The sequence below is a fragment of the Flavobacterium tyrosinilyticum genome (assembly GCF_023656565.1).
Taxonomy (GTDB): domain Bacteria; phylum Bacteroidota; class Bacteroidia; order Flavobacteriales; family Flavobacteriaceae; genus Flavobacterium; species Flavobacterium tyrosinilyticum.
In genome coordinates this window covers 430,137-452,534 of sequence record NZ_JAMOKG010000003.1, presented here as the reverse complement: position 1 = coordinate 452,534, position 22,398 = coordinate 430,137, and the positions used below count along the sequence as shown (strand labels likewise).

Sequence of the window (22,398 nt, the reverse complement as noted above, 5' to 3'; positions counted from 1 at the left end):
TGTTTGGCCCCTAGGTTTACTATTTTTAGTGATTTTCATGTGTTATTATAATAGGTTAAAAATCAGCCTGCTGTAACATTTATTCCTTTTTGCACACCAACTAACATAAAAATATTCTATATGAAATCTATGAAATCCTTATTTCTTCTTTATGCAGGCCTTTTTTTATTATGTTTTACTGCAAATGCCCAAGAAAAAACACAGTCCCCTGATCACAATGAAATTATTGAGAAACTAATTAAAAATGAAGAGTATGAAATGAATTGGTTTGCAGTTAGAGATACTGCAAAAATTGAAATTGGAAAGGTATTTACTAAAATAGCTAAAACAAAAAACACAATAAAAGTAACCACGACGATAAAAATGAAAAATATGCCGGACTGGGTTGATGAAACGATAGCGGAACTTCCTAACTTAAACCCTGTAAAACATACTTCTGTCAACACCCAAAGAGACATAGAGCTTAATTTCGGGAAACAAACAACTGGTTATTATCTCGATAAAAAGGATAGCAAAAAAATAGATATTAAAGAAGAAACAATAGGAAGCTTTTTTGACAGCAATATTTATCCTCAAATAATCCGCTGGCTTCCGCTAAAAGAAAATTATAAAACAGAAATGACTATTTTTGATTATAATCTTGTCACAAAAGCTGCAATTCTTAAAGCAAATATAACGAACACCAAAAAAGGTTTCCTTGGTGGAAAATCGGTGTGGATTATTACTGTGACAGATGGTATTTCGCAAAACAAAACGATAAATACTTATTATATTGATTCCCAAACCAATCAATTTTTGAAACAGGAAATTGATATGGGAAAAAACAAAATGATAATGGAAAAAGTAAATTAATTTCTAAGTGTTCAATAGTAATCATCTCAATATTTGAGCTGGGTCATTTTTATGCCCCAGCTCATTTAGTATTTTGCAATATAATTGCAGTCAATTCCAATTGCTGATTTTCTTCAAATTAAACCAGACTTTTCAATTTTTTGGAAAACATTTTTATATACCCTTCCTTATCCTTTTTCACCTCTTGGATTAGTGCCTTTCTTTCAGACGTGATGCTGCAGTATTTATCTGCCCATAAATTGATTTCAATCATCAGCGGCAAAAGGTCGATACCTTTCGCAGTGAGTTTGTATAAAACTTTGGATTTACTTTCCGGATGAGGTTCTTTTTTGATAATCCCGCTTTCTTCAAGCATTTGAAGTCGTGAAGCCAATATATTGCTGGCTATTTTCTCGTCTGATTTCTGAAAGTCGCCATAAGTGCACTGTCCGGCAAACATTAAATCCCTCACAATCAGCAGTGACCATTTGTCTCCCCAAATATCCAGCGACTGGCTTACAGGACAGTCGGAACGCTTCTTATTTTCTGCCATAAAAAAAAAATTAAAAATTCGCTTGCAAAACGAAAGTGGTTTTATATATTTGTACTTGCAATTTGCAAGCGAATTTACAACAATTTAAAGAAATATACAAATGCAGACAAAAGGGAATACAGTATTTATAACTGGCGGAAGTGCCGGAATTGGTTTGGCCATCGCTAAAAAATTAGCCGCCGAAGGCAATAACATCATCATCAACGGAAGAGACGAAGAGCGTTTGCAAAATGCATTAAAGGAACTGCCCGGTGCAGTAGGAATTCAGGGTGATTTTGCATCTGAGGCAGACAGGATCCGTATTGCAGATCAATTAAAAAACTATCATTCCGATGTCAATATCATAATCAATAATGCAGGTGCCGCTTTTGCCTATTTATTGAGCGAAACCGCCAATGCCCACGAAAAGGCAAAAATTGAGATGAATGTCAACTATATTGCTATTATTCATTTTACAGAATTGATGATGCCTCATTTGCTGGAAAAAGAAGCTGCGGCCGTTGTGAATATTTCTTCGCTTGCGGTTTATGGAAGCCATAAATTTCTGCCTACCTATGGTGCTACCAAAGCAGCTCTGCACAGTTACACAATGGCTTTGCGATACACCTATGAAGAGCAGAAAAATGTTCAGATCTATGAAGTGTATCCGCCTTTGGTAAATACCGAATTTTCTGCCGAAATAGGCGGGGCTGACGGTATTCCGGCATCAGAAGTAGCCGACGAGCTTTTCTGGGGCTTAGAGAAAAACCAGTTTGACATACCAGTAGGCGAAACAAAAAAGTATGCTGCTGCCATAGGCGAGGCAATGGCTAAACTGGCTCAGTAAAAAAAGGATAAGCGGAAATCATTGAAGATTATCCACTTTTTAAGCCATTAAACGTATCAAAATGAATATTCAAAATAAAACTATTCTGATCACTGGAGGAGCATCTGGTATAGGATTGGAAGCTGCAAGACAGTTTCTGGACGCTGGTGCCAGAGTGATTATTACAGGAAGAAATCAATCAAAGCTGGATGAAGTGTCAAAACGTTATCCCTTAATTAAAGCCATCCAAAGTGATGCGGCAGATGAAACTGATGCAAAAAATCTGTATGACGAAATAGTAGCTTTAGGAGGCATCGATATTTTGTACCATAATGCCGGTGTAGGGGTTCCGCCTGCGAATTTAGGAATTCCGGATAAAAAACATCTGCAAGGTGCAGTCTATGAAATGGATGTGAATTACTTTGGCGTCATCAGGCTCAATAATCTTTTTATGAGTATGCTCAAAAGTAGATCCGAAGCTGCTATCATTCACACGACATCGATACTGAGTATTGTTCCTTCAGCAGCCGAAGCCACCTATAGTTCATCAAAAGCGGCATTGGCATTTTATACGGTTTCACTGCGCAGACATCTGCAGGTGATCAACAGCAAAGTGAAAGTTTTTGAACTGCTGCCGCCTCTGGTGGATACCGAGATGGTGGCTGGCAGAGACGATAAAAAAATCAGCCCTAAGGAGTTGGTAGAGGGTTTGATTAAAGGCATTAAGAAAAATACGCTCACCATTCGGGTTGGTGACAGCAAAGCGGTTTACCTTATCAATAGGCTGTTTCCAAATCTAGCCTACGGGCTTGTAAATAAAAAGAAGGCAGATCGGCTATTGCTGCCTTAATCATATTGCATGTTATGTAACTCATTTTTTAATAAATTAGTCTTTCAAGCATGCAGCCATAATTTTAAAAAAATTAAATATAATGAAAGCATACACTATTAGCCGCTACAGCAAAAAAGACCTTTTAAAGCTGAGCGAAGTAGACAGGCCTGCTATAAAACCAAATGAGGTTTTGATAGAAATTCATGCCGCAGGAATTAATCAGCTCGACGCCAAAATTAAAAGCGGGGAGTTTAAAATGATGCTCAAATACCAGATGCCCTTAGTTTTAGGTCACGATGTGGCAGGCGTTGTGAGTGAGGTTGGGGTTGATGTAAAACGTTTTAAAGTAGGAGATGAAGTGTACAGCCGTCCTTCTGATTACCATATCGGTGGATTTGCTGAATTTATAGCGGTTGATCAGGCAGATGTTGCCCTGAAGCCGAAAAACATTTCCATGAATGAAGCAGCGTCTCTACCCTTAGTCGCGTTGACGGTCCGGCAGGCTTTTATGGAAAAAGCACATTTGACAAAGGGACAAAAAGTTTTTATTCAGGCTGGCTCAGGCGGTGTGGGCACGATTGCCATTCAGCTGGCAAAACATCTGGGCGCTACGGTTGCAACCACTGCGAGCAGAGGTAATTTTGAACTGGTCAAAAATCTTGGTGCAGATGTGGCGATTGATTACAGAACTCAGGATTTTGAGAATCAGCTGAAAGATTACGACTTGGTGCTCAACAGCCAGGACAGTAAGACCTTGGAAAAATCCCTTCGCATTTTGAGGCCAGGCGGTAAAACGGTCTCTATTTCAGGTCCGCCAGATCCTGCTTTTGCCAATGAAATGGGTATGCCATGGCTATTGAAACTGATCATAGGCTTTATCAGCAGAAAAGTACGAAGACAGGCAGAAAAATTAGGAGTTGGTTATTCCTTTTTATTTATGAAAGCCAACGGACAGCAATTATCCGAAATTACCAAGCTGGTGGAACAGGGAGTTATAAAGCCAGTATTGGATAAGGTTTACCGCTTTGAGGAAATGAATCAGGCTTTTGATTATGTGAACAGCGGAAGAGCCAGAGGAAAAGTAGTGGTGCAGGTAAAATAAGCACCCTGTTTACTGCCCGATTTTAATTATGACCCGATAACTCTAGCCGAAAACGATGACATTGTAATGGTGCACGGACATTTTTCTAATGGGTTTGGGAAAAACTATATCGCTGTGGATATTTTCAAAGTGAAAGACGTAAAACTGGTAGAACATTGGGACGTGCTCCAAGAAGAAGTGACAGCAGACAAAACGGTTAGTGGCAGTTCTATGTTCCCGATTGTCTAGGGGATGTTAAAAATTATCAGCTAAATAAAATGCTGTTTAGAAACTTAACTTTTTTTTGCCTGTTGAATGAGCTAACGAAAAAGTGTAAGTGCATTTTGCATCCTTACTAATTTTTATAAAATCTACTTTGATAAAGGTGACTTATATTTAAAAGCCGTCTTCAACTTTTTGTGGGACTTTGGGAGGGAATTCCAACTTAAAAGTGACACGATTTTGCCACAGAAATTTTGTTCGGGTTAAAAAAATATGAAAAGCAGTGTAAAATAGAAAAACCTACAAATTTTAGGATTTGTAGGTTTTGTTTTTTTAGCAAAAAAAAGTCCTAATCATTGATTAGGACTTTCGTGGGGAGAGCAGGATTCGAACTTTATCGCTGAAGTCCTGTCTATACTGGTTTTATAAAATGTCTTTGACCAAAGTGCACCGATTCTGCACCCAAATTCAATTTTGCTATTTCAATATTAAATCATTCACAAAACTTAAATACTAATGAATTAATAAGCAGCAGTATTATTCTTTTTTTGTATTACAAATATATTAAAAATACTTAATTTTTCTGATTAAGAAGTTATAACTTAAGATTTATAGCTAAAAGGTATAAACTCTATAATTCGACTTTGGCCTGAGTTGTAATTTTAAGTTATTTTAGTAAATTTATCTAATCATAACTAATTAAAAAGCAGAACAAATTAATAAATGAAACCAGAACTCACCACTTTAAAAAAACTGCGTGACATGCTCGCATTCATGAATCTCCCTGTTTATTCCTATATAGACAGTGATGATTTTGCTATTTTAAAAGTACATGAGATGGGACTAAAAATGCCTTATATAACTCCTACGTTTAGGCCTGATCATTACACTTTAATAATAGTAAAAGAGGGAGAAGGAAATTTTGTATCTGGAAATGAGGTTTTTAAAGTAAGTTCTGGGCACGTATTTATGAAGCGCCCTGATGTTTACGTTTCCAGTGGATGGACCGAGATGAAGAGTGTGTACAATATTAGTTTCCGGAAAGATTTTATTGCGCACTGTCTGCCATTGGGAGTGGACGAACTATTGGAAATGGATCAATCCAATGGAATAAACTATCTTCTTAATGACGAGGCAATTAGTCGCATGGAAGAGCTATGTCTGGAATTGTATGGTCATGCGACTTCTATGGAGCCAATTAAAGATGAAATAATGTCTAATATTCTTATTTATATTCTGCTGCTCATTCAAAAGCATCAAAATGAAATTAATGCAGAAGTTTTAAATGAGAAGAATGCTGCCATTGTAACCGCATTTCGCAGTAACATGGATAAAAACTTTACCATGCTCATCGCTGGTGAATGCAGTTCTGTATTTCGAATAAAAGAACATGCAAAATTATTAAACATCAGTGAAAGTAACCTTTCAAAAATTATAAGCAAAAGCTCTGGAAAAACGGTCAATCAATGGATAAACGAAAAACTCATAGATGAAATAACATATCTTCTTAAAAACACAGACAAGTCAATGGTCGAGATAGCAGAAGTGTATGCTTTTAATGAATTAAAGCAGTTTTACAGCTTTTTTAAAAAACATGCTCATAAAAGTGCCATTGTGGTAAGGAATGATTTTAATGCCTCTCACAGCGAACACGATCTCATTTATAAAGGCAACGTTGTTCCTATCCGTCCAAACTGGTAACTTTATTTAAGATAGAGAATTGAAATTAAGGCTTACTGTTCTTTTTTCGATAATCAACTGGGGAGAGCCCTGTATGTTTCTTGAAAAATATACTAAAATAGGACAAGTAAGAGAAACCTAGCATATGAGCAATTTCTTTCATTGAAAATCGTTGCTCCATAATTAAAATTTTAGCCGTGCTCAGTGTTTTCTCGGCAATTAATTGTCCGCCAGTTTTGCCTGTTTTTTCCTTTAGAATACTTGAAAGATAATTTTCGTGAAGCTGCTGCATTTCTGCGTAATCTTTAATATAGAGTATTCTGTTGACTTTCCCCTTTAGCAATTGATCATAGTGATATTCCAGGTTTTGTGTAAAATCTTTAAGAATGTCGGGATTTCGATTTTGAGCGGTATGAATTTTATATCCTTCCCAGTACTCCTGTTTAATTTTAAGTAAGAAACGGGTAAGTAAATTAGCGCACATTTTTTTTTGAAATGGAGATTCTTTTTGAAGCTGCTGTACAATAAGCAATAGAATCTTTTTTAATTCCAGTCTAAATTCCATTGTAGTTTGTAATGGAACCTGCCTTTCAAATAAAAGGAACGGAAATGTTTTATAAATTGAAACTCCTGCATATTTTGAAATAAAGTCCTCGGTAAAAAGCAGTCCGTAAGATTCCTCAACAGAATACCATGTAAGCTGCTGTAACTCTCCAGGTTTGTTCACAAAAAACATTCCCGATTTTACAATATACTGCTCCTTGTCTACAATAATTTTTCCATGAGCTTCCATGAGAAATCCTATTGAGAAAAAGGTAGTATAAAATGGAGGAGTGCTCCATGGAAAGGTATGATCGCGATGGAGTATGCGAGAGTTCACAAATGAAAATTCGGCATCACCCAGATGTCCGTGGGATAATTCATTCCCCATGACTTCCACTGTTTCATAAAAATCAGTGAATTTTGGCTTTTTATCATTTTCCATTTTCTAAAAACTTAAATGTTTAATAATTGAGTACAGATTACAGAATGTGAAGGTCATCATAAGGAAGAAAAGGGAGCGATTTGCCGATAGTTTTATTGTTTTTTAGGAGTTAAATTTATTATTTAAAAATTCTTTTCTAATAGCGCCTGGGGCATGTAATGTCTGTGATTTAAAGTAGGTGTAAAAATGATTCACGTCAGTAAAAGCAAACAATGCTGCAATTTCTTTGATTGATTTGTCTGAATGCTTCAAGAGATAATTAATTTCATCAACCATTTTTTCGTTGATCCAGTCATTAATCGTTTTATTTGTTGAATTACTGATTACTTTGCAAAGGTGGTTTTCATTTAAATTCAGAAGCTTTGCATGCTCTTTGGTACGCATTACGACACTGCTTTTTCCAGTAAGCAGATTGTTGAAATTATCATCTAGATTTTGGCGAAAAGCATTAACAATTGAGGTGTTTTTTTCTATTTTGGAATACGGTTTTTCTTTATCCTGCTGCTGTATTGTAAACAGCAGACAAAGGGTAAGGTTGGCCAGCATCTCTTCTTTATAAGGCAAAAAAGAATTATTCTCATCAAAAATTTCTATGAAAGTCTGCTCAAGGTAGAGCATAGTTTCTTTTGACAGCGTTTTTGTACAGCCGTTCATTTTGTCTGTATTCATAATAGAATTGATTCCTTCTGGTAAATGTTCTGAAACAAAATCTTTACTGAAACATATATGATAGACTTTTCCGATAACACTCCAGTTGCTCGAAAGAAATGAATCCGGGCGAGAAATAAATACATTGCCAGAACGAAGTTCAAAGCTCTCATTTCCTACCATACAGTTTCCAGAGCCGTTTGCAATTATGGTGAGATTATAAAAGGAAGGCCGAAAAGTAGGTGATATGCATGGTGTATTGATGCTCATCTCATGCAGTTTTAATGCAGCAAAATCCGTATTGTTGCTGTAATTGTCTGGCATTTTCATAAATGCCAGACAATCATCAAGTTTACTTAAGGTAGTCAGCTGTGGTATCATTCTAATTCGCTTATAAACAATTTCTTAAGCTTGAAACTGCGCTTTTATTTTTTTCAAAGTTGCGTAAAAAAATAATATCTGGCAGGCACCATTTCTGACATAAAATTATAAAATTTAAAGATTTTAGCTAAAGTGAAGACTTTTGCGATATCTCTTCGTATATCAAACATTCCGCAGAAAGTCCTGTCCAATCATAAACATCTCTAATACTATCGAATATAGGTATTTGAATATCCATTATTTTTTTCTTTTCAAATTAGAATAATTATATCCAAATCTAATTTTTTTTTTAAACACCTGATTATAAAGGTTTGTGAAGCTGTATACTTTTTTGCAACACAAAAAATCAGCGAAAAACTCAAATCTTGGATAATTATAATTTTTAGTGAATTTTTCACAGTTAGGAAGTCTTTTTACCAATATAATTTTGCCTCATATAATTAGTAAAACAAGATAAATGATTTTTAATGGACTCATTTATAGTTGATTATTTCTTAGACAAATCAAGCATCAATACTCAGTAAACTTTAAAAATTTAGCAATGAAAAAATTTCCAATACCACCATTTACTTTAGAATCTGCCCTTGAGAAAATACAGCTTGCGGAGGATGGATGGAACAGCCGCGATCCGCAGAGAGTTGCCCAAGCTTACACTATAGACAGCGAATGGAGAAATCGCCACCTATTTATAAACGGTCGAGATGAAATTATTGATTTTTTGTCTCATAAATGGGAAAAAGAACTCGATTATAAATTAAAAAAAGAATACTGGGCGCATACAGAAAACCGTATTGCTGTGAGATTTGAATATGAATATCGAGATGTAAACGGCCAGTGGTTTAGAGCGTACGGAAATGAAAATTGGGAGTTTGATGAAGACGGATTAATGAGAAGAAGATACGCAAGCATTAATGATCTGCCTATTAAAGAGAGTGAACGAAAATTTATCTGATTTAAAAAAACTAAAGAATTAATAACCCTAATAAATTTAAATTATGAAAACAAGTTACCACACAAGAAAAGTGAACGGAGTCGAAATTTTCTACAGAGAAGCAGGAGATAAACAAAAACCGACATTAGTACTGCTTCACGGATACCCGACATCTTCGCACATGTTTCGTAATCTGATAAATTATCTTGCAGATGATTTTCACGTAATAGCTCCAGATTATCCTGGTTACGGAAGAAGTGAGCAGCCGCCAATTAAGGATTTTGACTATACATTTGAGAATTTCAGCAACATAGTTAAAAGGTTATTGGATGAATTGGAAATCAAAAAATTCAGTCTTTATTTAATGGATTACGGTGCGCCTGTTGGTTTTAGAATTGCAAGCAGAAATCCTAACCAAATAGAAACACTTATTGTGCAGAACGGTTGCGCATACGAAGAAGGACTGGAAACTTTCTGGGATCCTTTTAGAGCGTTATGGAAAGACAGAAATGATAAAGAAGCGGCAGCCACATTGAGTACTTTCCATGCTCCTGATGGACTGAAATGGCAATATACACACAACGTTCCGGATACTTCAGTAGTTTCTCCAGACAATTGGGAAGTTGATTTAAGACACTTGGAACGTCCTGAAAATGGGGATATTCAGCTGGCACTCTTTTATGATTACAGAACCAATGTGCCTTTATACCCTGAATGGCAGGAATATTTTAGAACATACAATCCAGAAATGCTGATTGTTTACGGTAAAGATGATTATATTTTTCCGGGCGTAGGTGCTGAAGCTTTCAAAAAAGACGTGAAAAATCTTGAGTTTCATTTGTTTCCAACAGGACATTTTGCATTGGAAAGTTTTGGAGATGAAATTTCAGAACTTATTAAAGATTTCCTTATCAGAAAAACGGGTAAAAATTAATCATTTAATAGAGATAAATGACTTATAAATCGATCACGGAGCAAGCCTGCGCAGTTGCTTACAAAAGCATTTATGTAAATGATACGGAAATTTTTTACCGAGAAGCAGGAGAGGAAGGGAAAACAAATCTCCTGCTGCTTCACGGATATCCGTCGTCATCGCATATGTTTCGAAATGTAATTCCGATGCTTTCAGGGCAATTTCACATTCTTGCTCCCGATTTACCAGGCTTTGGTTTTAGTGCTGTTCCAGAAAAAGATAAGTTTGCGTATACTTTTGAAAATTTTGCTCTGATTATAGAAGGATTTTTAGAAAAACTGAACATTACAAAAACGAGCTTTTACCTTTTTGACTACGGAGCACCTATTCTGATGCATGTAATTTCAAAAAATAGAGTAGAAGTTGATATGCTCATTTTTCAGAATGGAAACATTTATGAAGAAGGTCTCGGACAGGGAATTAAAAATTCAATGTCTCTCTTTGATAATGAAACTAGCGAAAACAGCGAAAACAGAGCAAAACTAGAAAAACTGGTTGAATTCGATTATATCAAATGGGAATATCTTACAGGCGTTTCCAATTTGTCTAAAATTGCTCCAGAATCGTATCACTTAGATCAATTTTTAATGCAGAGAATAGGCTTAAGAGAAATTCATTTGGCTATTAAAAAAGACTACGGAAATAATCTTGCCTTTTATAAAGCTTGGCAGGAAAAATTGATAGCATCACAATTTCCGACATTAATCGTTTGGGGGGAAAATGATGAAGTGTTTCTAAAGGAAGGAGCGATAGCTATTTATAATGCTTTGCCAAGTTCAAAGCTAATTTTTTATGCCACAGGCCATTTTGCCTTAGAAGAATTTGGAGTTGAGATTGCTGGGGCAATAATCGATTATTACAACTCACTGCAACAACACTAAAAATGGAAAATTATCTTCAATACGGACTGTTACTTTTAGCCACAATAGTGGGCGGAGCTGTAAATGCTTTTGCAGGCGGGGGCGGGTTTATCGTTTTTCCAAGTTTGGTTTTAAACGGAGTTTCGTCCATCCGTGCCAATGCGATGACTTGCGTGTCCATGTGGTTTGGAAATGTAGCCAGTGTTAAGGCATTCAAAAATGACATTCGCATACAGTCAAAAGATTTGAAAATTGTTTTACTGATTAGCGGTATCGGAGGATTATGCGGTGCAACGGTAATGGTCATGACAGATCCCAAACTTTTTAAATCTTTGGTTCCTTATTTTCACCTGATATCATGGGGAACATTTGCGTTTAGCAAACCTATATTGGCTTATTTTCAAAAAGTTGCTTCCGGAAGCGGGCATTTTCAATATTCACACGGAAAAATACTTCCATTGTTTCTGATTAACTTTTACGGAGGGTACTTTAATGCTGGAATAGGAATCATGATTCTTACTCTTTTCACCCTTTACGGAATGAAAGATTTAAATGAAATGAATGGATTAAAAGTGCTGATGGTTACAGTAAACAATGGAATTGCTGCGCTATGCTTTATATTTTCGGGTTTAATAGACTGGAAAATTACTCTTGTACTGACAATAGGAGGAATTATCGGCGGTTATTACGGGGCAGTATTTTCAAGAAATATGAATCAGGAACTGGTCAGAAAATTAATAATTGTGGTCGGAGGCATCATTGCGGTATACTTTTTTACTATGTAATGAACTTCTATAAACTATTAAAAAATATTACGTTTTTAGGTGTAAGTGTTTTAAAATGAAGCGATTGAATTCTGTGTATTCGGAAAATACTTATCTTTAAGCTCAATCGTAAAAATATAATAACTACTAAAATTTTGAAATGAAAAAAATAGCAATCAATGGCTTTGGCCGAATAGGAAGAGCTGCTCTTAAAATTATTTTAGAAACTCCTGAGCTTGAAGTTGTGGGGATTAATGATTTAATGAGCATAGAAAATGCGGTTTACCTTTTAAAGTATGATAGTATCTATGGAAGATTTGAAAAAAAGGTGAGTATAGATGGAGACTCAATAGTGATTGACGGAAAATCAATTCGCTATACAGCAATAAAAGACCCTGCAGAATTACCTTGGAGAGAATTAGATGTTGAAGTGGCGATTGAAAGCACAGGGTTTTTCACCAATAAACCAGATGCAGAAAAGCATATTGCGGCGGGCGCTAAGTTTGTAGTGATTTCTGGTCCGACAAAAGATACTCCGACAATCGTGCACGGTGTAAATACCGAAGAAGGAAAAGTGTCTATATTCTCCTGTGCAAGCTGTACAACCAATAATATTGGACCAATTATAGAAATAATCGGAAGAAGAATTGGAATAAAAAAGGCAATACTTAATACGACACACGCTTATACAGCATCTCAGACATTGGTAGATGCGCCATCAAAAAAAGAGCCTCGTATGGGGCGCGGCGCGGCAATAAACTCAGCACCGGCAGCAACAGGAGCGGCAATTGCAGTTACAAAAGCACTTCCTGAATATGCAGGAAAATTTGATGGTATTGCAGTGAGAGTTCCAGTACCGATTGGCTCTATATCGGATATCACATTTGTTACAGAACGTCCAACATCTGTCGAGGAAATTAATGCTATTCTAAAAGAGGAAGCCCAAACCGATAGATACAAAAAAGTAGTGGATGTAAGTGATGAACCTTTGGTTTCTTCCGATATGATCAAAAATGCTTTTGCAGCAACTGTAGATCTAGAAATGACCCGCGTAGTCGATGGTGACCTTGTAAAAGTTATGGCATGGTACGATAACGAATGGGGATTTACAAACCAAATGATCAGACAGATTCAAGAATTGTAAAAAAGAAATCATCTTACTTTATTTAAAAAAGCAAACCTCCAAAATATGAAACTTTGGAGGTTTTACATTTATAATCTATTCTTTTTTAAGCCTGTTTTTCCAGCTGGCAAGCATCTTAACTTTTGTTCTTTAGCGAATCTGATACCGTTTTTCTGATTTCCTCTGCGGTAAGATTGACACCTATTATTATGCCTTTTTCATCCAGCAAATAACTATAAGGGATGTTTTCTATTCCCATAGTATCTTCCATTTTTTGATCCTGATCCAATAAATTTGTCCAATTTAACTGGTCTTTTGCTATAGCAGCAACCCACTGCTTTTTGTTTTTGTCTCTTGAAATTCCGATTATTTCAAAATTATCAGATGCAAATTGCTGTTTTAAACCAATCAATTCAGGATTTTTTTTCCTGCAGGGTGCACACCAAGAAGCCCAGAAATCAATAAGCACAATTTTTCCTTTATATTTCTCAAGACCAACTAAATTGCCATCCTGATCTGGAAGCTTAAAGTCTAAAAAAGGTTTTCCAACAGCGTAAGTATCAAATTTCTCAATTCCTCTTTTATATAATTTAAGGTATTGACTGTCTTGCTTTGAGATGTCTAAAATAGAATACAATGCAGTAAGCTGCTGTTTGTCCAAAATTGGATTTATAAGCGCAAGCTCTGCCAAAATTGCCCCGCTGAAAGGATGAGAACGATGTTTACTAAAAAATGTTGTTAATTTTGAATACAACAATTTGCTGAAATCTTTTTTGCCTGAATTCGACTTATAGAAATTTAAGTATTCTTTCTGCAATTCTGAAGAATAAGATCCTTCAACGGTATCGATATGCATAGTCTGTATAGATTTTCCATCTTTTAGAGCTTTGTCAACACTGATATTAATAGTTATTGCATTGTTTTCCAGATAGAATTGCGGAGCATTAGCAGCAGATGGCAAATATATTTTCGCTACAACGGTATCTTTTACAGAGCCTTTAAATTCAAATTGATTATTTTCAATTTTTACGCTATCCTGAATATCTCCGTAATATAAATATGCAAAATGATCCGTGAAATATCCTTTTACACTTCCTTTTAAAGTAAAGGTTTTGATGGTTTGATCTGCTGTATTTTGGCTGTAAATCGTAGCATTCAAAGCAACGAAGAAGAAAATTAGTTTTAGGGTTTTAATATTTATCATTTTAAAATGTATGTACAGTAAATAATATCAAGTTTCTTTATAACTTTTGTGATGCCTTGTCAGTATCTTTTATAAACTTAATAAGTCCTTTCATGTATATTTGCTGATCATCGTACATACTCATATGACTTCCTTTATCACAGTACAGGTAAGTTCCGTTTTGGACTTCTGAGGCAATCCATTGCATATGCTTTGGATCCATGGTGTCGTATTTTGCACCAATAGATAATGTTGGTACTGTGATTTTAGAAATTTGATTTTTGATATCCCATTTTTCTAATTTACCCGAAATACCAAATTCGCTTGGTCCTTGCATTGTGACATATAGAGATTCATTGATTTTTGCGAATGAACGGCTAAGCGGTTCCGGCCAGTCATTGATATCCATTCTTATAATATGTTTTGCATAGAAATTAGGAATCAGCAGTTCCATATATTTAGGATTCTTATAATCTTTATTTTTTTCAATTTCTCTCAATTGAGACAAAACAGATGGATTCATCTGCTTGGCAAGAACTTCAGAATAATTGCTGTAGTCAATAGCACTCATCATCATATTAGAAATGATTAAACCTTTTAAATGCTCTTGATGTTTCAAGGCATATTCTGCCGCCAGAATGCCACCCCAAGAATGTCCTAATAGATAAAAATTGTCTTTGTCCAGATTTAATGCTTTGCGAACCTGTTCAACTTCGTCCACAAATCGCGGCAGATCCCAAAATGAAGGATCATTCGGGGTTTCAGAATTACCGGTGCCAAGTTGGTCGTAATAAATAAATTCAATTCCTTCGGCAGGGAGGAAGCTCTCCATGCATTCAAAATATTCATGTGTTGCTCCTGGACCTCCATTAAGCAGTAATACTTTAATTTTAGGATTATTGCCTACAGTTTTTGTCCAGACCTTAAATTTTCCCTTTGGAGTAGTAATTTCTACCATTTTAATTCCACCCGTCTTAATGCCTTTAGAGCTGTCCTTGAAATAAGCAATTTGTTCTGTACTGGCGGTTTGAGACTGATTCTCTTTCGTATTGCAGGCGTTTAGAAAAAGCATTGCAAAAATCAGTAAAATAACTCTGTTGTAAATAATCATGAATATTGTTTTAAATTAGTAATCAGTAATATATGCTTGAAAGTGTTTGAAATTTAATTTTGTGTTAAACGATACAAAAATGGATAAAAAAAAGGCTTAGCTAATGATGCTAAGCTGCATTTCTATTTGAGTTTTGAGTATTGCATTGTCTGGATACATTCTTCTTAAAACATTTAGTCCGCTCCAAAATGTAACGAGATATCTCGCAAGAATTTCGGGATGGGTTTTGTTCTGCAATCTGCCTTCTTTCTGTGCTTTTTCAATTGCCCAAATATACATCTGCTCCATTTCTTTTAAGATGTTCAAGGCATCATCTTGAAATTTCTGATCAACAAAACTCATTTCGATGATGGTGTTCACAATCAGACACCCCATTAAATGGCTGTTTTTTTCCGCTTCGGCGAGAGATCGAAAAAAGTCTTTTATCAGATCAATAGGCGATTCGCTCTCCATAAGTTCTTGTTTGAAATGATTTAAATCATTTCGTCGCAGTTGAAGCGCTTTAGCAAAAAGTTCCTTTTTCCCTCCTTTGAAGGTATTGTAAAAACTGCCGCTTCCAATTTGCATGGCCTCCAGGAGATCTTCAAGCGAAGTGGGAGTAAAGCCTTTTTCCCAAAATAAAATCTGGGCTTTTTTTAAAAGTTCTTCCTCATTAAATATTGCTGGTCTGCCTCGCATTTTATTTCTGTAGTATTTAATACAAAATTAGAATTTTTATTTCAAATTCAAAAGAATAATTTTTTAAGTGACAAAATTTATAGTACATGGGGAAATCTTTAATATTTATAATTCTTCACAACTTTTCCATAGGATTTGAAGCTGTGTTTAGAATTAATTTTGTTTTAACGAAAAGAAAATCTGTTGATTACAATTTAGAAGAATAAAAGTTTACAGCCTAAAGAGTATTGCAAAGTATAGAAACATGAGACAGAGCAGACGATAATAAAATCTGAAGATCTGAAAATGCTAACCAACTAAAATAATCTAAAAAATGACAAATTACGATACGCTCACAGAAGCAATTAACACAAAACAAGCTGAAGGATATACGTTTGATTTTAATCTCAGCAACTCGACATTAAACTGTAAAACATTAAACCAAACTTTTGAAGCAAATGAGTTTCATGTGGACGCTTTTTATCGATTTGAAGGCGATTCGAACCCAGATGATTCATCGATACTCTACGCCATTCGCACCCAGAGTGGTGTTAAAGGATTATTGGTAGATGCTTATGGAGCTTACAGTGATAATTTGAATGCGGCAATGATTCAAAAACTGCAAATGAGATAAGTGTTTCTTGATCCTAAATAAAATAAGGTAATTAATCAAAAAATAAAAAATATGGATTTAACAATAAACTTTATGTCTTTTGAAAATGAATTTGGACAAGATTTTCAGACAGGCATTTATCCACATACTCAACAGGAAGTCACCAATAAACCCAATTTTGAGGAAACAAATAATGCGATACTTAGAAAAGTGATCGAAAATTATGATTACAATTTCCAAATTTCAGAGGATGGGCATTGTGTTGTCTCATTAGACCGCGAAATTGAAAATTTGTACGGTATAGAAAATCCCGTTTTTTCTGGAGGTTCATTTCTTTTAGGTCAAACTATCCGAGAAGAGCACAATACTGGCCTTTTAAAAGTAAAGGCTCAATCTTCATTTTTGGATTTGAAAAATATTAAATCACGAATAGCAGCATTTTTTAGTTTTAAGAAGCTGGCTACTGAACCTGAATTTTAATTAAGAACATTATGAAAAATAAATTATTTGAAACAAGCGAATCGTATGCGCCTTTAATTTTAAGGCTGATTCTAGGTTCTGTTGTCCTGATGCATGGCATGCAAAAATTGTTGGGATGGTTTGGCGGCTTCGGATTTTCTAAAACGATGCTTTTCTTCACAGAATCAGTGGGAATGCCTTGGATTATTGGTTTTTTAGTAATTATGCTTGAAACTGTTGGAGCATTTGCGCTAATAGCAGGATTGGGAACAAGAGTCATCGCGGCTGCGTATGTAGCTCTCCCTGTTGGCATGATCGTTACGACCCATTTTAAAAACGGATTCTTTATGAATTGGTTTGGGACTTTAAAAGGAGAAGGCTATGAATATTTTATTTTATGGATAGGAATAGCTCTTGCATTGCTCATTTTGGGAGGAGGCAAATTTGCTGCAGACAGAATTTGTATTAAAAAAGATCTATAACTATTTGATGTGCAATTTCTAATGTTCGGAATTGAATGTGATTCTAAACCTTTTGTATGCTGATTAAAATAAATTAAAAAGAGTGAAAAAATATATTCTTATTATGGCAGCATTCCATTCCGTTTTGTATTCGCAGCAGATAAATGAATTCAACTTTTTACGATATAATGATGTCATTTCAATAGACAGTACAAATCAGAGTTTATATTATAAAGCCAAACAGATTACAATATCGAAAAAGTCTCAGTCATTTCTTTTTTTTGGAGCCGAAAACAGAACTCAATATCAATATTTTGAGAATGAAAATTGGGATGAAAATTTGAAGGATAATAATGGTTTTCTACTCAACAGAACTCTATTTTATGGTGATTTAAAAGTAGGCAACTCATTTCGATTATTTAGTCAGCTGCAAAGCAGCGTTGGGATCAGCAGAGAAAATCCAAATCCGATTGAAGAAAATCCTTTAGATCTCCACCAGCTGTTTATTGACGTTAATTTTCGAAATATAAAATTTAGGATAGGAAGGCAGGAATTGTATTATGGATCGCAAAGATTGATTTCAGTGCGCGAAGGGCCAAACAGCAGACAGGCATTTGATGCTATGAAAATCACCTTCAACAAAAAGAATTTTTCTGCGGATGCATTTTACAGTTATCATGTAAAAAATAGATTCGGAAATTTCAACGATAAAATTGGCGATGATACTAAACTTATTGGTTTCTATTCACTTTTGAGTGAAATTAAATATGTTAATAACGTAGAAATATATCTCCTTAACCTTCAGAAATCTAAAAGCGCATTCAATACATTTTCGGGATCGGAAAATAGAAATACTGTAGGGTTTAGAATTTTTGGAAATCAATCCAATTGGTTTTATGATATAGAAGCGGCCTATCAATTTGGAAGATTTGAAAGGAAAAATATTAAGGCATGGACATTTTCAGTGAATAATTATTACAGTTACAGTATAAAAAAATCAATACAGAAAATAGGTTTAAAAGCAGAATATATCTCAGGAGACAAAATACAAACTAATCAATCATTAGAAACATTTAATCCGCTTTTCCCGCGAGGAGCTTATTTTGGTTTAGCTTCCTTAATCGGGCCTTCAAATTTAATTGATGTGCACCCATTTCTGGAATGTCAGTTAACACGAAAACTATTTTTTAATATGGATTATGATGTGTTTTGGAGAGCCTCATCAAGCGATGCCATATACCAGCCAAACGTTTCAATATTATTTGACAGCTCAGGTTCAAGTTCAAAAAGAATAGGGAATCAGCTGGGAGCTTCATTTAATTATGAATTTAATAAATACCTGATTTTTACCATTGAAGGAACATGGTTTAAAAGTGGCAATTTTATTAAGGATGTCAGTAATGGCAAAGACATGTTGTTTACAGCAGCAACTTTGACTTTAATCTTATAAAATACCTTTTGTTCTGTAATTGATAGCTATAGAGCGTTAAACCAAAATAGTAGATCAATTCATAAAGAAATCACTAATAAATAAGCATTGAATTTAACTATAAAAATTTTAAAAAATGAGAAAATCAATTACAACAGCAGCAATTATTTTAATGACTGCTATCGGAGCACCGCTTCAGGCTAATACAGCTAATCCAAGCACAATTGTTATTGTTCATGGTGCATGGTCATCGGCTAAGGATTTTAAGGATGTTGAAGCATCACTTAAAAAAAGTGGCAATGAAGTAATAGTAGTAAATCTGCCAGGACATGGAGATGACCAGACACATGTCTCATCTCTAACGCTACAAGGATATGTTGACACAGTCAAAAAAGCAATCGGAACAAGAAAAAATGTAACTCTTGTTGGCCATAGTTTTGGCGGAATGGTGGTCAGTGAGACCGCAGAGCAAATTCCGGGACAGATTAAAAAACTGATTTACCTTTGCGCATTTCTGCCAAATAATGGTGAAAGTCTTTTCTCTATTTCAGCTGCAGATAAAGAAACTCACATAGGACAATACATTCAGCCAGATGAAAAAGCAGGAGTAGTTGGAATTGCCAAAAATGGAATTTTAGATTTCTTCGCAGCAGACGCTCCAAGTAATACAGCTGAAAGGCTAGTTGCTAACTTTAAGCCGGAACCATTAGGGCCTTTGGCAACGCCAGTTGTACTAACATCTGCTAATTTTGGAAAGATCAATAAGGTGTATATTTTTACTGAATTTGATCATGCAATAGGGCTTACACTGCAAAAAAGTATGGCAAAAGGAGCTAATGTAACCAGAACATATTCTTTGCCAACCAGTCATACTCCTTTTTTCTCACAGCCAGCTGTGGTGGCTTCCATATTAAATGAAGAAGCAAAATAAATTGCAGTAACTATTAAGCTTCTGCTAGTTGCATTAATGATTAGCAGAAGTTTTTTATACCGTATTTATCAGTCTTTCAGATTGTTTTCAATGAGATTAAGCATCGAAGTTTTTCAAATCTTAGTTTTTTATAATTTATAGTGAATTATTCACAGAAAAGAAGCTCTTCATTGGGTGTAATTTTGCTTCAACAATAATAATGGTTCGTTTGTGAAACTTTTATAAACTCCAAATTTTCTAAACAAAGAGCAGTCATTTTTAAACTTTAAAGTAAAGAAATAGATAGTGTTATTTTCTATTTCTAAACTCTCAACGGTATTTAATATTATAAAATAATCAATATGAATATAATCAAAAATATAGTCCTTGTTCATGGTGCATTTATAGATGGTTCGGGATGGCGAGGTGTATATGACATTCTCAAAGCTAACGGATATAATGTAACAGTGGTTCAAAATCCATTAACATCGCTAGAAGATAGTGTTCAGGCAGTAAATATCGCTTTAGACAAAATTGGGCAAAGTGCTATTCTAGTAGGACATTCTTACGGTGGAGCAATCATTACTGAGGCTGGTAATCATCAGAATGTGGCAGGGTTAGTTTATGTAGCGGCATTTCAGCCTGGAGATGGCGAAACGGCTCTGCAATGGCTGCAGACTGCTCCTCCAGCAGCAGAGAACGGAGTTTTGCCTGCCGATCAAAATGGTATTATTTATTATGATAGGGATAAATATCATATGGGAATATGTGCAGATTTAAGCCCAGAAGATGCAGATTTTATGTGCGCTTCACAAGGTGCTTTTTATGCTAAAGGATTTATAACACCAATTAAAAAAGCAGCATGGAAATCAAAACCTTCTTATGCTGTAATTGCGACCGAGGACAAGAGTATTCCGCCCGAAATTCAGGAAGCAATGTACAAACGTTCTAAAACAGCTGTTACTTACGTAAAGGGAAGCCATGCCATTTATATATCGCAACCTGAAGCTGTGGCTGAAGTAATTATTAAAGCTTCTCTACACTCATCATAATATTAAAAAAAGCAAAATGAGAAAAATTTTATATTCAGTATTGATCATAATACTATTTATTTCCTGTCAAAAGGAGAAAAAAGAAAATTTGACTGCAGCCGATTTAATTGTGACCAATGGTAAAATAGTCATTATGGACAAGAACAGCACAATTGCAGAAGCAATAGCAGTAAAAAAAGGAAAAGTATTGGCATTTGGAACGAATGAGGAAATGCTAAAACTCAAAGGAGAACAGACCAAAGTTATTGATGCTAATGGAAGGACAGTTATTCCGGGATTGAATGATTCTCATTTGCATCTCACTAGAGGCGGACGTTTTTATAATGCCGAATTAAGATGGGATGGTGTTAAGTCTTTAAAAAAAGCACTGCAAATGCTAAAAGAACAGGCAGCAAGAACTCCAAAAGGGCAGTGGGTACGTGTCGTAGGAGGATGGAGCCCTTTTCAATTTGAAGAAAAAAGATTCCCCACCGTTCAGGAAATTAATGAGGCAACAGGTGATGTTCCCGCCTTTGTATTATTTCTTTACAGCAGAGCTTGGATGAATAAAAGCGGTTTAAAAGCACTTAAAATTGACGAGAATACGAAACCGCCCGAAGGAAGCTCGTATGAAAAAGGTCCAGATGGTAAATTGACAGGAGTCTTTCTCGCAGAACCAAATCCAACAATACTTTATGCGGGTATTGGAGCGCTTCCTTCCATGACTGAAGAGCAAATGTCTAATTCGACTAGACAATTTTATAGAGAATTGAATCGCTTTGGTATCACCAGCGGTATCGATGCCGGAGGTGGAGGGCATGTGTTTCCGAAGGATTATGGTGCTACAAAAAAACTTGCAGATCAGGGGAAAATGCCAATAAGATTGTCTTATTATTTATTTCCTCAAAATAAAGGAAGTGAATTCGAAGAGTTTCAAAATTGGATCGCATCAAATAAAGTAGGTCACAATGGAGAAATTCATTTGGAACATGGATACGAATTAGAAGGAGGAGGAGAATTCCTGACATGGAGCGCAGGTGACTTTGAAAATTTCTTGGCACCGCAGCCTATGCTTGAAGATAGGCCATCGTGGAGAAATGATATTAAGAAAGTGATCCGCCTGCATGTCGATAGCGGCTGGCCGTTCAGAATTCATGCTACATATGATGAAACCATTGCTAATTTATTAGATGTTATCGAAGAAGTCAATAAAGAAACTAATGGGAAATTAGCAAAGGAAAGATGGCTGTTTGATCACGCAGAAACAGTTACAGAACCACAGCTGAAAAGAATAAAAGCACTTAATGGAGGAATTGCCATTCAGTCTAGAATGGCTTACGCAGGAGAATATTTTGTTGAAAGGTACGGAGCGGACAAAGCCAAATACGCACCGCCTTTAAAATTAATGATTAAAATGGGAATTCCTGTAGGAGCAGGAACCGACGGGACAAGAGTTGCCAGTTATAATCCGTGGCCTGCTTTATACTGGATGGTTTCTGGTAAAACGGTGGGAGGAATGCAATTAAGCGCTCCTGATAACCTGCTTAGCCGTCAAGAAGCTTTATTCTTATATACCAAAGGCAGTGCTTGGGTATCCAAAGAAGAAAATGTTAAAGGCACTTTAGAAAAAGGAATGTTTGCCGATTTTGTTCTATTGTCTGATGATTATTTCACTATTGAAGAAAGCCAAATAAAAGATTTATCAGCTGTATTAACAGTAGTCGGAGGGAATATAGTCTTTGGAGATAAAGAGTTTTCAAAATTGGGACCTGCATCAGAAAAAGCAATTCCTGAATGGTCACCAGTCAACTTTTATGGAGGTTATCAAAAATAAGATATTTCCAAAGCATTAAATGCATCTAAATAATATCATAA

General features: G+C 35.4%; 24 protein-coding genes. 18 read left to right on the top strand and 6 right to left on the bottom strand.

Annotated elements, in window-relative coordinates; genetic code table 11:
- Positions 1-120: 120 nt before the first annotated feature.
- A complete protein-coding gene (locus NCC77_RS16410; protein WP_250836563.1) occupies positions 121-852 on the top strand; it encodes a DUF3108 domain-containing protein in 732 nt (243 codons plus the stop codon).
- A gap of 118 nt (positions 853-970) precedes the next feature.
- Here the strand turns inward: NCC77_RS16410 and NCC77_RS16405 are convergent, their stop codons facing one another.
- Positions 971-1,384 carry a winged helix-turn-helix transcriptional regulator gene (locus NCC77_RS16405; protein ID WP_250836562.1) on the bottom strand — a complete coding sequence of 138 codons (414 nt, stop codon included), beginning with the start codon at positions 1,382-1,384 and terminating at the stop codon, positions 971-973.
- A gap of 100 nt (positions 1,385-1,484) precedes the next feature.
- Here NCC77_RS16405 and NCC77_RS16400 point away from each other — a divergent pair, with 100 nt between their 5' ends.
- From NCC77_RS16400 to NCC77_RS16380, 5 genes are all read left to right on the top strand, one after another.
- Positions 1,485-2,210: an SDR family oxidoreductase gene (locus NCC77_RS16400; protein ID WP_250836561.1), complete on the top strand. Its 726-nt coding sequence runs from the start codon at positions 1,485-1,487 to the stop codon at positions 2,208-2,210.
- 61 nt (positions 2,211-2,271) lie between these two features.
- Positions 2,272-3,039, top strand: coding sequence for an SDR family oxidoreductase (locus NCC77_RS16395; RefSeq protein ID WP_250836560.1), 768 nt, complete (start codon positions 2,272-2,274; stop codon positions 3,037-3,039).
- Between the two features lie 82 nt (positions 3,040-3,121).
- Positions 3,122-4,123 (top strand): NADP-dependent oxidoreductase, encoded by a 1,002-nt coding sequence (locus NCC77_RS16390; protein ID WP_250836559.1) that lies wholly within the window; start codon positions 3,122-3,124, stop codon positions 4,121-4,123.
- 66 nt (positions 4,124-4,189) lie between these two features.
- The gene (locus tag NCC77_RS16385) at positions 4,190-4,351 is read left to right on the top strand and encodes a hypothetical protein (RefSeq protein WP_250836558.1); all 162 of its coding nucleotides are present in this window, start codon (positions 4,190-4,192) and stop codon (positions 4,349-4,351) included.
- Between the two features lie 696 nt (positions 4,352-5,047).
- On the top strand, positions 5,048-6,025 hold the full coding sequence (locus NCC77_RS16380) for an AraC family transcriptional regulator (RefSeq protein ID WP_250836557.1): 978 nt from the start codon (positions 5,048-5,050) through the stop codon (positions 6,023-6,025).
- A 25-nt stretch (positions 6,026-6,050) separates the two neighbouring features.
- Here the strand turns inward: NCC77_RS16380 and NCC77_RS16375 are convergent, their stop codons facing one another.
- Together NCC77_RS16375 and NCC77_RS16370 are read right to left on the bottom strand one after the other, a co-directional pair.
- Positions 6,051-6,989, bottom strand: coding sequence for a helix-turn-helix domain-containing protein (locus tag NCC77_RS16375; RefSeq protein ID WP_250836556.1), 939 nt, complete (start codon positions 6,987-6,989; stop codon positions 6,051-6,053).
- A 102-nt stretch (positions 6,990-7,091) separates the two neighbouring features.
- Entirely contained in the window at positions 7,092-8,018 is a 927-nt protein-coding gene (locus NCC77_RS16370; protein WP_250836555.1) for a helix-turn-helix domain-containing protein, read from the bottom strand.
- A 541-nt stretch (positions 8,019-8,559) separates the two neighbouring features.
- Between NCC77_RS16370 and NCC77_RS16365 the strand changes: the two genes are divergently transcribed.
- The 5 genes from NCC77_RS16365 to NCC77_RS16345 all read left to right on the top strand — a co-directional run bounded on the left by NCC77_RS16365 (position 8,560) and on the right by NCC77_RS16345 (position 12,690).
- Positions 8,560-8,970 carry a nuclear transport factor 2 family protein gene (locus NCC77_RS16365; RefSeq protein WP_250836554.1) on the top strand — a complete coding sequence of 137 codons (411 nt, stop codon included), beginning with the start codon at positions 8,560-8,562 and terminating at the stop codon, positions 8,968-8,970.
- Positions 8,971-9,013: 43 nt separating this feature from the next.
- On the top strand, positions 9,014-9,883 hold the full coding sequence (locus NCC77_RS16360) for an alpha/beta fold hydrolase (protein ID WP_250836553.1): 870 nt from the start codon (positions 9,014-9,016) through the stop codon (positions 9,881-9,883).
- Between the two features lie 17 nt (positions 9,884-9,900).
- On the top strand, positions 9,901-10,803 hold the full coding sequence (locus NCC77_RS16355) for an alpha/beta fold hydrolase (RefSeq protein ID WP_250836552.1): 903 nt from the start codon (positions 9,901-9,903) through the stop codon (positions 10,801-10,803).
- A gap of 2 nt (positions 10,804-10,805) precedes the next feature.
- Entirely contained in the window at positions 10,806-11,567 is a 762-nt protein-coding gene (locus NCC77_RS16350; RefSeq protein ID WP_250836551.1) for a sulfite exporter TauE/SafE family protein, read from the top strand.
- A gap of 139 nt (positions 11,568-11,706) precedes the next feature.
- Positions 11,707-12,690 carry a type I glyceraldehyde-3-phosphate dehydrogenase gene (locus tag NCC77_RS16345; protein WP_250836550.1) on the top strand — a complete coding sequence of 328 codons (984 nt, stop codon included), beginning with the start codon at positions 11,707-11,709 and terminating at the stop codon, positions 12,688-12,690.
- A gap of 115 nt (positions 12,691-12,805) precedes the next feature.
- On the opposite strand, the gene NCC77_RS16340 is transcribed toward NCC77_RS16345, so the two are convergent.
- From NCC77_RS16340 to NCC77_RS16330, 3 genes are all read right to left on the bottom strand, one after another.
- A complete protein-coding gene (locus tag NCC77_RS16340) occupies positions 12,806-13,873 on the bottom strand; it encodes a TlpA disulfide reductase family protein (protein ID WP_250836549.1) in 1,068 nt (355 codons plus the stop codon).
- A 37-nt stretch (positions 13,874-13,910) separates the two neighbouring features.
- A complete protein-coding gene (locus NCC77_RS16335; protein ID WP_250836548.1) occupies positions 13,911-14,963 on the bottom strand; it encodes a proline iminopeptidase-family hydrolase in 1,053 nt (350 codons plus the stop codon).
- 96 nt (positions 14,964-15,059) lie between these two features.
- Positions 15,060-15,641 (bottom strand): TetR/AcrR family transcriptional regulator, encoded by a 582-nt coding sequence (locus NCC77_RS16330; RefSeq protein WP_250836547.1) that lies wholly within the window; start codon positions 15,639-15,641, stop codon positions 15,060-15,062.
- Positions 15,642-15,954: 313 nt separating this feature from the next.
- Here NCC77_RS16330 and NCC77_RS16325 point away from each other — a divergent pair, with 313 nt between their 5' ends.
- The 7 genes from NCC77_RS16325 (at position 15,955) to NCC77_RS16295 (ending at position 22,357) form a co-directional block, all read left to right on the top strand.
- Positions 15,955-16,254 carry a phosphoribosylpyrophosphate synthetase gene (locus NCC77_RS16325; RefSeq protein ID WP_250836546.1) on the top strand — a complete coding sequence of 100 codons (300 nt, stop codon included), beginning with the start codon at positions 15,955-15,957 and terminating at the stop codon, positions 16,252-16,254.
- A 51-nt stretch (positions 16,255-16,305) separates the two neighbouring features.
- Entirely contained in the window at positions 16,306-16,713 is a 408-nt protein-coding gene (locus NCC77_RS16320) for a hypothetical protein (protein WP_250836545.1), read from the top strand.
- 11 nt (positions 16,714-16,724) lie between these two features.
- Positions 16,725-17,174 (top strand): DoxX family protein, encoded by a 450-nt coding sequence (locus NCC77_RS16315; RefSeq protein WP_250836544.1) that lies wholly within the window; start codon positions 16,725-16,727, stop codon positions 17,172-17,174.
- Between the two features lie 82 nt (positions 17,175-17,256).
- The gene (locus NCC77_RS16310) at positions 17,257-18,603 is read left to right on the top strand and encodes an alginate export family protein (protein WP_250836543.1); all 1,347 of its coding nucleotides are present in this window, start codon (positions 17,257-17,259) and stop codon (positions 18,601-18,603) included.
- Between the two features lie 115 nt (positions 18,604-18,718).
- The gene (locus tag NCC77_RS16305; protein WP_250836542.1) at positions 18,719-19,513 is read left to right on the top strand and encodes an alpha/beta fold hydrolase; all 795 of its coding nucleotides are present in this window, start codon (positions 18,719-18,721) and stop codon (positions 19,511-19,513) included.
- A gap of 341 nt (positions 19,514-19,854) precedes the next feature.
- Entirely contained in the window at positions 19,855-20,544 is a 690-nt protein-coding gene (locus tag NCC77_RS16300) for an alpha/beta hydrolase (protein WP_250836541.1), read from the top strand.
- Between the two features lie 16 nt (positions 20,545-20,560).
- Positions 20,561-22,357 (top strand): amidohydrolase, encoded by a 1,797-nt coding sequence (locus tag NCC77_RS16295; RefSeq protein ID WP_250836540.1) that lies wholly within the window; start codon positions 20,561-20,563, stop codon positions 22,355-22,357.
- The last annotated feature ends 41 nt before the right edge of the window (positions 22,358-22,398 follow it).